The following is an 11,738-nucleotide window of genomic DNA, read 5'->3' on the forward strand; positions in this document are numbered from 1 at the left end:
CGCTCCGCGTCCCGGCGTTGCCGGCCCGCCTAGACCTCGCCGGCCCAGTCGGCGGCGTGCGCGGCAAACGCGGCCTCCCAGCGCTGCCGCTCCGCGTCGGGCAACGGCCCCCGCGCGACGGCGGCCGCCGCAGCCTCCAGGTTGGCCGGATTGGAGGTTCCCACGATCGCGGTGGACACACCCGGGCTGTACGCCGAAAACCGCAGCGCCGTGCCCGTCCAGTCATCGACGTCGGGTTCCAGTCCCATCTCCCGCAGCCGGTCCCAGTACGTCTCGCCGTACACCCCGGCCGGGCGGTCCGCATGCCGCCACGGCGCGTTGGCCAGGGGGCGTTTGGCCACCACGCCCAGCCCATTCCGTGCCGCGCCCGGCAGCACCTCCCGGAGGGAGCGCTGGTCGGCCAGGTTCACGGAGGACTGCACGGCGCCGAAGACGCCGGCCTCGGCGGCCCAGGCGAGAGCCTCGTTCTCGCCGCTGTATCCCGGCACCCGGACCTTGCCGGCCGCCACGCAGGCGAGCAGCGCCTGCACGGCGTCGCCCTGCTGCAGCACGTCAAGGGGGCAGGAGTGCAGGAAGACGACGTCGATCACGTCAGTGCGGAGCGTCGCCAGCGCCTCGTCCACGCCCCTTTCCACCGCCGCGGCGCTCCAGTCGGCGGCACCCTCGACGCCGTACCCCACCTTCGTGGACAGGACGACGTTTTCGCGGTGCGCCGGGAGCCAGCTGCCGATGCGCTGTTCGGACAATCCGTAGCCCCGGGCGGTGTCGATGAAGGTGATTCCGAGCTCCAGCGCCCGGTCCAGGAGCTCGTGGGCCTGACGCTCCGACACGCCGTCGTAGCCGATGTGGCCGGCGCCGAAGCCGAGGGCGGAGACCTGCAGGGCGGATAGTCCGAAGTTTCTTTTCAACATGGATGGATCCTAGTCCCTTCCTCGAATGCCCTTCCCGGGCCGCCTCTTCGTGCTCCCTCCTCGAACACGGAGGGCCGGTGTGGCAGGGTAAGTGTCATGGTACGCATCGAGGATTACGCAATGGTCGGCGACCTGCACACCGCCGCCCTGATCAGCACGGAAGGGTCCATCGACTGGTTGTGCCTGCCGCGCTTCGATTCCCCCGCCTGCTTCAGCGCGCTTCTCGATACCCCCGCGGCCGGTCGCTGGCTGCTCGCGCCGGCCGGCGGCGGAGAATGCACGCGGCGCCGATACCGCAAGGGGACCCTCATCCTGGAGACGGAGTGGGATCTGCCCGAGGGCAAGGTCCGGGTCATCGACTTCATGCCGCCGCGCGACGAAGTGGCGGACATCGTGCGGATCGTCGTGGGCGTCCGCGGCACCGTGCGGATGCGCGGCGAACTGGCCATGCGGTTCGACTACGGCCACATTGTGCCGTGGGTCCGCCATGATGAGCATGGGATCCACGCGGTCGCCGGGCCAGACGCCGCCTACCTCGTGACCGAGGCGCCCTTGCGCGGCGAACGGATGCACACCGTCAGCGACTTCACCGTCTCGGCGGGGGACCGCGTGCCGTTCGTGCTGACGTGGAGCCCCAGCCACCTGTCCCGGCCGCGCACCGTGGACCCGGAAACTGTGCTGGCGTCCACCGAGGAGTTCTGGCACAGCTGGTCTGCCAAGTGCACGGTCACCGGGCCGTACCGCGCCGCGGTCCAGCGCTCCCTGATCACCCTCAAAGCCCTGACCTTCGCCCCCACGGGCGGCATCGTGGCCGCCGTCACCACCTCCCTGCCCGAGGAGATCGGCGGCACCCGGAACTGGGACTACCGCTTCTGCTGGCTGCGTGACGCCACCCTGACGCTGCAGGCGCTGCTCTCCGCGGGCTACACGGAGGAAGCCGGCGCGTGGCGCGACTGGCTGCTGCGCGCCGTCGCCGGGGACCCCGCGGATCTGCAGATTATGTACGGACTCCACGGCGAACGCCGGCTGCCGGAGCTCGAACTGCCCTGGCTCAAGGGGTATGAAAATTCCGCCCCGGTGCGGACCGGGAACGGCGCGGCCGGCCAGCTCCAGCTCGACGTCTGGGGCGAGGTGCTCGATTGTCTGTCCCTGACACGGAACTCGCTCCTCAAGCACACCGACGACGCCTGGGATGTGCAGGTGGCCCTGATGGAACACCTCGAGACAGCCTGGCGCCAGCCCGACAACGGCCTGTGGGAAATGCGAGGTCCGCAGCGCCACTTCACCCACTCCAAGGTGATGGCATGGGTCGCGGCGGACCGCATGGTCAAGGGCGTCCGGGACTTCGGCCTGATCGGCCCCGCGGACCGCTGGGAGGAGCTGCGGGACACCATCCACGCCGAGGTCATGGCCAACGGGTTCGACGCCGACCGCAACACCTTCGTGCAGTCCTACGGGCGGCCCGAGCTGGACGCGAGCCTCCTGCTGCTGCCGCGGGTGGGTTTCCTTCCGCCGGATGATCCGCGCATCATCGGTACCATCGACGCGGTCCAGCGGGAGCTGACGCATGACGGCTTCCTGCGCCGCTATCTGCCGGCGGAGAGCGACGACGGGCTTCCCGGCGAAGAAGGGGTGTTCCTGGCCTGCTCCTTCTGGCTGGTGGAGGCCCTGATCGGGGCCGGCCGGCGCCACGAGGCCCGGGAACTGTTCGAGCGCCTGCTGGCGCTGCGCAACGACGTCGGGCTCCTGAGTGAGGAGTGGGGCGTCGAAGCCGGCCGGCAGCTGGGCAACACGCCGCAGGCGTTCAGCCACTTTGCCCTCGTGATGAGCGCCCTGGAACTGCACGACGACGGCGTGCGCCGCAGCGATGCACCGATGCGCTCCGGTGCGGTCACGGGCCGCCCCGGCGGGGAAGGGCACCCGGCGCACGGCGCCGCTCCACACTCTTAGACGGCGACTAGACCGCGACTGGACCGCGAGTTCGTCTCGCCGCGTGATCGAGTCCCGTGATGAAGCCCGGTGGTGAGACCTGTGCACCTGTTCTGGGGGGCGCTGCCGGGAGCCGCCAGGGCGCCGGCTGGATCTGCCGCGCTTCCCCGCCCGACGCCAAGTAAGTATACTTACTAATATTAAGGCGGGGGATACAGGAAACGAGGACTGTGCAATGGCGGGATATTTTGAGCTCGTGGACGCGCCCGAGGGCGGCTACCGGATTCGGATGATGGACGGGGCGGGAAACCTGGCGGCAGTCTCGGTCACGTTTCCCACCAAGAAGGCGGCCGTTGCCGGGGTCGCCCAGGCGCGCGAGATCGCCGGAACCGGGCTGATCAGGGACGGCAGCTCCGATGCCCGGACCGCCGTGCCCGGCTCGACACCGCGCGTGATCAGGCGGCCGCTCGGCGGGTCGGGGCGTTCGCTGACCGCGACCGGCGGCTCATTGGCCGCGGGAAAGCGGTCACGCGCCCGCAACTGATCCTCCTGGCGGCGGTGCCCGCAACGGCGAAGCACTGCCGCCGGGTCCCTTCGCGGCGGTACGCTGGCCGGGCAACCGTGCAACCGTCGAGGAGGACCGCATGAGCCAGCACCATACGCCCGGAAGGGTCTCCGTCATTACCGGGGCCGGCTCCGGCATCGGCCGTGCGGTGGCCCGGCTCATGCTGGCCGAGGGCTACCGGGTGGTGCTCGCGGGAAGGCGGGAGGAACCGCTCCTTGAAACGGCGGCCGGGCACCGCCAGGCGCTCGCAGTCCCGTGCGATGTCACCGTGGCCGCCGACGTCGAGCGGCTCTTCGCCGCGGCACTGGGGCAATGGGAACGGGTTGACGTGCTGTTCAACAACGCCGGCGTGTCCGGGCCCGCGGCCTCGGTGGATGAGATCGAGCTGGCGGACTGGGACGCGACCGTGGCGGTGAACCTCACCGGATCCCTGCTCTGCGCCGCGGCCGCCGTCCGTGCCATGAAGCTCCAGAACCCCCAAGGCGGGCGGATCATCAACAACGGCTCGATCGCGGCGCATTCACCCCGGCCGCGGACCGTCGCCTACACGGTGACCAAGCACGCGATCACGGGGCTGACCAAGAGTATTGAACTCGACGGGCGCGGGTTCGGCATCACCTGCGGACAGATCGACATCGGCAACGCCGCCACGGATCTCCTGGACCAGATTGGCGGCGGCTCCGGGGCCATGCAGGCGGACGGCAGCCGCAGGGCCGAGCCGACCTTTCCGGTGCAGGAGGCGGCCCGGGCTGTGCTGCTGATGGCGGGAATGCCGGCGTCGGCCAACGTGGGGTCCCTCGTGGTGACGGCTGCCGGCATGCCGTTCATCGGGCGCGGCTGAGGCCCCGGACCGGCTGAAGGACCAGACCTAGAGCGGCAGGAGGGCGGACAGGTCCGCGCGCAGCCCCGAGGCCGCCACTTTGCCGGCCGCGACGGCGTCGGCCCAGTTCAGCTGCCCGCTGACCATCGCCAACCAGGTGGCGGCGTCGCACTCGATGACGTTCGGGGGAGTGCCGCGCGTGTGCCGCGGGCCCTCGACGCATTGCGTGACGCCGAACGGCGGGACGCGCACCTCTACCGAGTTGCCGGGGGCCCGGGCGGTGACTTCCTCCAGGGAGTAACGCACCGCCGTCGCTATTGTGGTGCGCGGGACGGCGCCGCTAGTCCCGGTGTCGCCAGTCCCGGCGGGCCGGGCTGCCGGGTGGGCGTCCTGCCATGCGGCGAGGGCCGCGCGGCCCTCTTCCACGGCGATTCGACGGCGCGATACAGCCATTTCCAGCCTCGGCCCTGCTAGTCCAGCAGGGCCGCGACGGCCCGGCCGAGCCGGATCTTGCCCACCGGGCGGCCCCCGCCCAGGACCGGGTCCACCACCTTGTCCAAAACACTGGACACCTCAGGGATTTCGACGGCGCCGGAGGCGGCGAGCAGGGTCAGTCCGACGAGCGTGGTGGCCCGGATATTACCGTCGAGCATCTTGATGGCGACGGAGACGCCCTGGCGGGTGGCCATGACCAGCACGCCCTCGGCGCCGATCTTGGCGAGGATGCCGAGCTCGTCCATGACGATGGTGTTGGCCTGTCCGCGGCCCTGGACGGCCCACGGATAGTCCAGCATGGACGTGGCGATCGTGGCGGCGCGCGCGTTGGAGTTCTTGTCGCCCGGGGCTTTCGCCAGCTTCGAGTAGGCCCGGGCCAGGCCGATCAGGGAGACGGCAGCCACCGGCGCGCCGCAGCCGTCGATGCCCAGGTGCGAGATGTGTTCGCCGCAGTACTCCTCGATCACGGAGCGGATCCGCTGCTGCAGCGGGTGGTTGGGCTCGAGGTAGCTGTTCTTGTCCCAACCGTTTTCGGTGCACGCCCAGAGGAACGCGGCGTGCTTGCCCGAGCAGTTGAAGGCGAGCCGGGACTTGCCGCGCTCGGTCTGGACGAGCCAGTTCCGGGCGGTCTCGTCCTGCGGCCAGTCGGCCGGGCACTGCAACTGGTCTTCCTTGGCCCCGGCCGCCTTGAGCATGCCCTCCACCACATCCATGTGGTCCAGGGAGCCGATGTGGCTGCCGCACGCGATGGCCACCTGGGCGCCGCGCAGGGGCACGCCGGACTGCATCGAGGCGAGGGCCTGCAGCGGTTTGAGGGTGGACCGGGCAAAAATGGGGGCGTTGACATCGCCGAGCTCAATCACCACGGTTCCGTCCGCGGCCAGCACCACCGCCGAGCCGATGTGGCGGGACTCCACGAAGCCGCTGCGTTCGATGACTGCCAGCTCGACGGCGGAGTCGACTGTGAAAGTTGCATGCGGGTTCAAAGCCATGCAGCAAGTCTATGGTGCCGGACGCGGATACCCCGGTTACTCCACGGTCACCATGACCGACTGCCAGCCGGAGGCGCCGTCCGGCACCGGATCCGCCCGCTTGTCCGTTTGGACCTCGCCGGTCCCGTCCGTGGCGCGGACCTTGATGTAATGCGGGCCGGGCGTGGCATCCCAGTCCAGGGACCACTGCCGCCATGTGATGAGGGAGGCCTCTTCCGACAGCACGGCCTCGGTCCAGGCGCCGTTGTCGATCTGCACCTCGACCTTGGTGATGCCGCGGGTCTGGGCCCACGCGGTCCCGCCGATAGCGACCTTGCCGGCCGGGACTTTGGCGAAGGACTTCGGCACCTCCACCCGCGCCATGGTCTTGATCGGGCCGTGCTCGGACCAGCCGCGCTGGGTCCAGTAGGCCTTGTTGTCGGCGAACCGGGTCACCTCCAGGTCGACGACCCACTTGGTGGCAGAAACGAAGCCGTACAGCCCCGGGACCACCATCCGCACCGGGTAGCCGTGTTCGAGCGGGAGGGCCTCACCGTTCATGCCGATCGCCAGCATCGCGTCGCGGCCGTCCTGAAGGACCTCCAAGGGGGTGGAGGCGCTGAAGCCGTCGACCGAGGTCGAAAGCACCATGTCCGCGCCCTCCTTCGGCCGGGCCATCTTCAGGGCGTCACGGATGGGCATGCCCAGCCATTTGGCGTTGCCGGCGAGGTTGCCGCCGACCGGGTTGGACACGCAGGTCAGGGAGACATGGGATTCGATGAGCTTGGCGTCGAGGAGGTCCTGGAAGGTCAGCCGGACTTCCTGCTCCACCAGGCCGTGGATGCGCAGTTCCCAGTCCTGGGCATTGATCTCCGGCACGCTAAGGGCCGTGTCGATCCGGTAGAAGTCCTTGTTCGGCGTCAGCCACGGAGTGACGCCGGGAGCCTTGGACTGCACACCGGCCGGGACCGCGGCGGCGGCCTTGGCGGGGGCGGGCAGCTGCAGCGACTCCCGAGCCGCGGCCACGTTGCTGCGGGCGGCGCTGAGCATCCGGCCCCCGGTCGCGGCAACGGCCGAGGCAGCCGCGGTGATGCCGGCGGCGGCGAAGAACCCGCGCCGGGTGGTCGCCGGACGCTCGGGTTCCTTGGCGGCGAGGTCCGCCGCCCGGTCCGGCCACTCCTGCATCCGCCACAGCCGGGAGACCAGGAGCCGCAGCACCACGAGCCCCGCGATGGTGCCGATCAGGGAGGGCACGGCATCGATTGGCTTGACGCTGGCCCGCGTTACGACGCTGCCAACGATCACCGCGCCCATCAGCAGCACGCCGGCCACGCCCAGCGCCCATTTCCGGTAGGCCACGATGCCGAGCACGCACGCGAGGAGCAGTATCGTGACGGCCATGCCGACGAAGAGCGCCGCCTTGTCGTTGGTGCCGAACGTTTCAACGGCGAAGTTCTTCATCCACAGCGGCGTGAAGTCGATGAACGTCGAGCCCAGCGCAATCAGGGGCGTCGCCCGCGTGGTGAAGAACGCGCCGATCAGTTCCGCGACGGACAGGACGACGGCGGCGGCGGCCACACCGGCCACCGCGGCCAGGGCTGTGGCGCCGCGGGACCGCTTGCTGGACTTCATGCTGGGCTTGTTCATACAGGCCATTCGTTGCCACGGGGCTGGCGGATTGTCCGGCGAGTGGACTTACTCCCCGCGCCCGGGGGAGCATGCCCGGCGGCCGACACAGCTTAGGAGCCTGCCGGGTGCACCACGTACCCTTGGAGACTGTGAAGGTACTTGTCATCGGCCCCGGCGGCCGCGAACACGCCATTGTCCGCTCCTTGCTTGCAGACCCCAACGTTTCCGAGGTCCACGCGGCCCCGGGCAACGCCGGCATCAGCGCGCTCGTCCCCACCTATCCGATCGACGCTAACGATCCCGACGCCGTCGCCGCGCTCGCCGTCAAGCTCAGCGTGGACCTGGTGGTGGTCGGGCCCGAGGCGCCCCTCGCCGCCGGCGTGTCCGATGCCGTCCGTGCCGCCGGCATTCCGGTCTTTGGCCCCAGCAAGGCCGCGGCCCAGCTCGAAGCGTCCAAGGCCTTCGCCAAGGAAGTCATGGCCGAGGCAGGCGTTCCCACCGCCATGGCCCGCGTCGCCTCCAACGCCGGGGAAGCCGCCGACGCCCTCGACACCTTCGGCGCCCCCTATGTCGTCAAGGATGACGGGCTTGCCGCCGGCAAGGGCGTCGTCGTCACCTCCAACCGGGACGCGGCGCTGGCCCACGCGCAGAGCTGCTTCGACGCGGGCGGCACCGTGGTCATCGAGGAATTCCTGGACGGGCCCGAGGTCTCCGTGTTCGTCCTCTGCGACGGCCGCAACACCGTGGCGCTGTCCCCGGCACAGGATTTCAAGCGGATCTTCGACAACGACGAAGGCCCCAACACCGGCGGCATGGGCGCCTACACCCCGCTGGAATGGGCCCCCGAAGGCCTGGTCCAGGAAGTGATCGACCGCGTCGCCCAGCCCACGGTCAACCAGATGGCCCACCGCGGCACGCCTTTCGTCGGCGTCCTGTTCGTCGGCCTCGCACTGACCTCGCGCGGCACCCGGGTCATCGAATTCAACGTCCGGTTCGGCGATCCCGAAACCCAGGCCGTCCTGGCCCGGCTCAAGACCCCCCTCGGCGGGCTGCTCATGGCCGCCGCCAAGGGCGAACTGGACAAGGCGCAGCCGCTGCGCTGGTCCAAGGACACGGCCGTCGCCGTCGTCGTGGCCGCCGAAAACTACCCGGACACGCCGCGGACGGGCGACCGCATCCGGGGCCTGAAGAAGGTCGACGCGCTGGACGGAGTCCACGTGATCCACGCCGGCACGAAGCTCGACGACGAAGGCCGGGTGGTCTCCGCCGGCGGCCGCGTCCTCGCCGTCGTGGCGCTGGGCACCGATCTGGTGGAAGCCCGGGAACGGGCGTACGACGGCGTCGAGCTTGTCCAGCTTGACGGCAGCCAGTTCCGCACGGACATCGGCCGCAAGGCCGCCCGCGGTCAAATCCACGTGACGGTGCCGGGCGCCCCGGCCGCGTCGAAGGCGAAGGCCTGAACATGACAGATCCCGCAGCCCCGACCTCCGGCACCGCACAGCCCGGCGCCACGCCCGACACCAAGGCCAAGGGCGGCCTGGACACCGCCACGCAGGACCTCCCGGGCTGGCGGCACGTCTACTCCGGCAAGGTCCGCGACCTTTACGTCCCCGCCGACGCGGCCATCACGGAACGCATCGGCCAGGACTGCGTCCTGGTGGTGGCCAGCGACCGCATCAGCGCCTATGACCACGTGCTGGCCAGTGAGATCCCGGACAAGGGACGCATCCTGACCCAGCTGAGCCTGTGGTGGTTCGAACAGCTTGGCGTCGCCCATCACGTCCTGGCCTCCACGGTCGACGGCGGGGTTCCCGCCGCCGTCGAGGGCCGGGCCATGATCTGCAAGAAACTGGACATGTTCCCGGTCGAATGCATCGCCCGCGGCTACCTCACCGGCTCCGGGCTCCTGGAGTACCGCGAGTCCGGCACCGTGTGCAGCATCCCGCTGCCCGCCGGCCTCGTCGACGGGTCACGGCTGGAGGACGCCATCTTCACCCCCTCGGCCAAGGCCGAGGTGGGCGAGCACGACGAGAACATCACCTACGACGCCGTCGTTGGCCTCGTGGGAGAGGACGTCGCGGCGCGGCTGCGCGAGCTCACCCTGGAGATCTACACCCGCGCCGAGGCAATCGCCCGCGACCGCGGCATCGTCCTGGCGGACACGAAGGTGGAATTCGGCGTCGACGCGGCGAGCGGCGTGATCACCCTGGGAGACGAGGTGCTGACCCCGGATTCCTCGCGCTTCTGGGATGCGGCCACGTACCGGCCCGGGCAGGCGCAGCCGTCCTACGACAAGCAGTATGTGCGCGACTGGCTGACCTCGCCGGAATCCGGCTGGGACAAGGCCTCCGACACGCCCCCGCCGGCGCTGCCGGCCGACGTCGTGGCGCGCACGCGCAGCCGCTACGTGGAGGCTTTCGAGTTGCTCACCGGCCGGACGTTCGTCTAGACCGGAGCGAAGTCTGGCGGCGCGGCGGAACCCGGCGGCTTGAGTCCGGCGGCGCCGGATGTCCTGCCTGCGCAGCGCTGCCGGGCCGCCCCCGGGCTAGGCGTCGGTGGAGGCGGCCTCGGCCCGCCGCTGGGCGAGCTTGATCTCCAGCACGGCATCCAGGGCCTGCTGGACCCGGTCCGAGGCTCCCGCCGCGCTGAACTCCTTCTGGGCTTCGTCGAGGTAGACCAGCGCCTCGGCGGACTCCCCGGCGGCCTTGAGCGCCTTGCCCAGGAGCAGCGAGACCTCCCCTGCCGTGTGCCGGGCCAGAGATTCGCGCTCCGCGTGGATCTCGCGCAGCTTCTGCACGGCCGCCACGATGTCCCCGGTGAGGTAGAGCCAGCGGGCCCGGATGAAGGCGACCTCCAGCTGGTCCGTCTTGTTGCCGCCCACAATCGACAGGGCCAGTTCGGCGCGTTCGATCGACGACAGGGTTTCGGGTTCGACGATGCCCGAGGACAGGCGCACGGCCGCGGAGGCCTTGTTGAACCGGGCCCACAGGTCGATGTCGTTGGCAGGGGAGAGCAGCCGGCCGGCCCGCTCGTGGTACTTGATCCCCTCGGGGTAGTCGTGGCGCATGAAGGCGACATTGCCGATCACCCAGGCCACCTCGCCGGCAAGCTGGGACATGGAGTGGTCATCCATCTGCTCGTTCATGGCCTGGCAGTATTCCCACGCCTCGTCCAGCCGGCCGCTCTCGGCCAGCGCGCCGATGAGGGCCCGCAGGGCACCGATGATCATGGTGGAGCCCTTGGGCAGCCCGGCGCAAAGCCGTACGGCTTCCTGGGCATGCTCGACGGCTGCGGTCAGCTGGCCCTGGCCCTGCGAGGCCGCGGCGAGCATCTGTTCGGCCCGGACGCCGAGGCCGGCGGACTCGGCGGCCATCGGGTGCTCCAGGAGATTCTGCACGACGTCCTTGCACTCTTGCCAGAGCCCCTGCTTGATCAGGCACTCGGCCTGCATGTAGGTCATGTTCCACCACGCGCTGGTGTTCTTGGCCTCCAGGGCGATCTTGGCGGCGGCGGCGGCGTGGGCGGCGGCCACCGGGTAGTCCCGGAGGTCCCACGCCTGGCGGGCATACAGTCCGGCGAGAACATATTCGGCGTCGCTGACGGACACCGGCTGGCTCCACGCCTCGAGCGCTTTGGGGGCCAGTTCGAGCCGGTGGGCCAGCTCCTCGATGACATCCGCGGTGGGCTCGCGGCGTCCGGTTTCCAGCAGAGAAATGTAGCTGGGGGAGTACAGGTCCCGGCCCAGCTCCGCCTGCGTAAGGCCCCGCTCGAGCCGTTCCGCGCGGAGCTTCTCCCCAAATCCGTTCCCCACGGATACCTCCTAATTCCGGACATTCTTTGTACTAAATGCTTGACAGTCTCTGTGGAAACCATTTTACAATGTGTGTCAACAAGGGTAGTACTGACTTGGTTAAGGACCCCAACGCATATTGAGGAACTCTATGTTGAAGAAGATTGCAGCCGGCGCCGTCTTGGCGGGCGCACTGGCATTTTCCGCCGCGGCCCCGGCCGTGCTGTCCGCTGCTTCACTGACCGACGCCTCACACGTTGCCGCCGTCGGCAACTGGCCCGATCCCATGCGCACGGCCCAGGCGGTGGGCAACTGGCCCGACCCCATGATGCACTCGCTCAACGTCGGCAACTGGCCCGACCCGATGTAGCAGACCGATACGGCGGATGCCGCGCACCAGGCGCCGGCACCCGCGTCACGACTATCCACCACGGCCCCGGCAGATTTTTGCCGGGGCCGTAGTGCGCCCGGGGCGCGGCCTCCATCGGACCGGCCGGAGTAAGCAAAAGAGGACCCTCCGCGGGGAGGGTCCTCTTCATATTGGTCGGGATGACAGGATTTGAACCTGCGACCTCGTCGTCCCGAACGACGCGCGCTACCAAGCTGCGCCACATCCCGATCCGTTGCT

11 protein-coding genes and 1 tRNA gene are annotated in these 11,738 nt (G+C 69.7%); 6 read left to right on the plus strand and 6 right to left on the minus strand.

The features are described from left to right. Nucleotides 1-29: 29 nt before the first annotated feature. A complete protein-coding gene (locus tag AB4Y72_RS10550; RefSeq protein ID WP_441426112.1) occupies nt 30-911 on the minus strand; it encodes an aldo/keto reductase in 882 nt (293 codons plus the stop codon). Between the two features lie 96 nt (nt 912-1,007). Between AB4Y72_RS10550 and AB4Y72_RS10555 the strand changes: the two genes are divergently transcribed. The 3 genes from AB4Y72_RS10555 to AB4Y72_RS10565 all read left to right on the plus strand — a co-directional run bounded on the left by AB4Y72_RS10555 (nt 1,008) and on the right by AB4Y72_RS10565 (nt 4,246). Then, nucleotides 1,008-2,861: a glycoside hydrolase family 15 protein gene (locus AB4Y72_RS10555; RefSeq protein ID WP_441426113.1), complete on the plus strand. Its 1,854-nt coding sequence runs from the start codon at nt 1,008-1,010 to the stop codon at nt 2,859-2,861. A 214-nt stretch (nt 2,862-3,075) separates the two neighbouring features. Further along, nucleotides 3,076-3,384, plus strand: a complete 309-nt coding sequence (locus AB4Y72_RS10560; protein ID WP_441426114.1) for a hypothetical protein — start codon at nt 3,076-3,078, stop codon at nt 3,382-3,384. Between the two features lie 100 nt (nt 3,385-3,484). After that, complete coding sequence (locus AB4Y72_RS10565) at nt 3,485-4,246, plus strand: SDR family oxidoreductase (RefSeq protein ID WP_441426115.1); 762 nt, start codon at nt 3,485-3,487, stop codon at nt 4,244-4,246. A gap of 27 nt (nt 4,247-4,273) precedes the next feature. Here the strand turns inward: AB4Y72_RS10565 and AB4Y72_RS10570 are convergent, their stop codons facing one another. Genes AB4Y72_RS10570 through AB4Y72_RS10580 form a run of 3 tightly spaced genes read right to left on the minus strand, consistent with a single transcriptional unit; the run spans nt 4,274 to nt 7,338 of the window. After that, the gene (locus AB4Y72_RS10570; protein WP_441426116.1) at nt 4,274-4,678 is read right to left on the minus strand and encodes a sterol carrier family protein; all 405 of its coding nucleotides are present in this window, start codon (nt 4,676-4,678) and stop codon (nt 4,274-4,276) included. A gap of 17 nt (nt 4,679-4,695) precedes the next feature. Next, nucleotides 4,696-5,712, minus strand: coding sequence for an asparaginase (locus AB4Y72_RS10575; RefSeq protein ID WP_441426117.1), 1,017 nt, complete (start codon nt 5,710-5,712; stop codon nt 4,696-4,698). A 36-nt stretch (nt 5,713-5,748) separates the two neighbouring features. Next, complete coding sequence (locus AB4Y72_RS10580; protein WP_441426118.1) at nt 5,749-7,338, minus strand: molybdopterin-dependent oxidoreductase; 1,590 nt, start codon at nt 7,336-7,338, stop codon at nt 5,749-5,751. A 131-nt stretch (nt 7,339-7,469) separates the two neighbouring features. Between AB4Y72_RS10580 and purD the strand changes: the two genes are divergently transcribed. Together purD and AB4Y72_RS10590 are read left to right on the plus strand one after the other, a co-directional pair. Next, entirely contained in the window at nt 7,470-8,780 is a 1,311-nt protein-coding gene (gene purD, locus AB4Y72_RS10585) for a phosphoribosylamine--glycine ligase (RefSeq protein WP_441426119.1), read from the plus strand. Nucleotides 8,781-8,782: 2 nt separating this feature from the next. Next, nucleotides 8,783-9,769 carry a phosphoribosylaminoimidazolesuccinocarboxamide synthase gene (locus AB4Y72_RS10590; protein ID WP_441426120.1) on the plus strand — a complete coding sequence of 329 codons (987 nt, stop codon included), beginning with the start codon at nt 8,783-8,785 and terminating at the stop codon, nt 9,767-9,769. Nucleotides 9,770-9,865: 96 nt separating this feature from the next. Here the strand turns inward: AB4Y72_RS10590 and AB4Y72_RS10595 are convergent, their stop codons facing one another. Beyond that, on the minus strand, nt 9,866-11,131 hold the full coding sequence (locus tag AB4Y72_RS10595) for a helix-turn-helix domain-containing protein (protein WP_441426121.1): 1,266 nt from the start codon (nt 11,129-11,131) through the stop codon (nt 9,866-9,868). Between the two features lie 130 nt (nt 11,132-11,261). On the opposite strand from AB4Y72_RS10595, the gene AB4Y72_RS10600 reads away from it, so the two are divergent. Beyond that, nucleotides 11,262-11,480 (plus strand): hypothetical protein, encoded by a 219-nt coding sequence (locus AB4Y72_RS10600; protein WP_441426122.1) that lies wholly within the window; start codon nt 11,262-11,264, stop codon nt 11,478-11,480. Nucleotides 11,481-11,651: 171 nt separating this feature from the next. Here the strand turns inward: AB4Y72_RS10600 and AB4Y72_RS10605 are convergent. Continuing rightward, a tRNA-Pro gene (locus tag AB4Y72_RS10605) sits at nt 11,652-11,728 on the minus strand. Nucleotides 11,729-11,738: the final 10 nt, after the last annotated feature.

Origin of the sequence: Arthrobacter sp. YAF34 (assembly GCF_052113245.1) — a bacterium.
Taxonomy (GTDB): Bacteria; Actinomycetota; Actinomycetes; order Actinomycetales; family Micrococcaceae; genus Arthrobacter.

Coding starts and splice junctions, on each gene's coding strand:
- AB4Y72_RS10550 (WP_441426112.1), bottom strand. CDS start 911: ATGTTGAAAAGAAACTTCGGACTATCCGCCCTGCAGGTCTCCGCCCTC.
- AB4Y72_RS10555 (WP_441426113.1), top strand. CDS start 1,008: ATGGTACGCATCGAGGATTACGCAATGGTCGGCGACCTGCACACCGCC.
- AB4Y72_RS10560 (WP_441426114.1), top strand. CDS start 3,076: ATGGCGGGATATTTTGAGCTCGTGGACGCGCCCGAGGGCGGCTACCGG.
- AB4Y72_RS10565 (WP_441426115.1), top strand. CDS start 3,485: ATGAGCCAGCACCATACGCCCGGAAGGGTCTCCGTCATTACCGGGGCC.
- AB4Y72_RS10570 (WP_441426116.1), bottom strand. CDS start 4,678: ATGGCTGTATCGCGCCGTCGAATCGCCGTGGAAGAGGGCCGCGCGGCC.
- AB4Y72_RS10575 (WP_441426117.1), bottom strand. CDS start 5,712: ATGGCTTTGAACCCGCATGCAACTTTCACAGTCGACTCCGCCGTCGAG.
- AB4Y72_RS10580 (WP_441426118.1), bottom strand. CDS start 7,338: ATGAACAAGCCCAGCATGAAGTCCAGCAAGCGGTCCCGCGGCGCCACA.
- AB4Y72_RS10590 (WP_441426120.1), top strand. CDS start 8,783: ATGACAGATCCCGCAGCCCCGACCTCCGGCACCGCACAGCCCGGCGCC.
- AB4Y72_RS10600 (WP_441426122.1), top strand. CDS start 11,262: ATGTTGAAGAAGATTGCAGCCGGCGCCGTCTTGGCGGGCGCACTGGCA.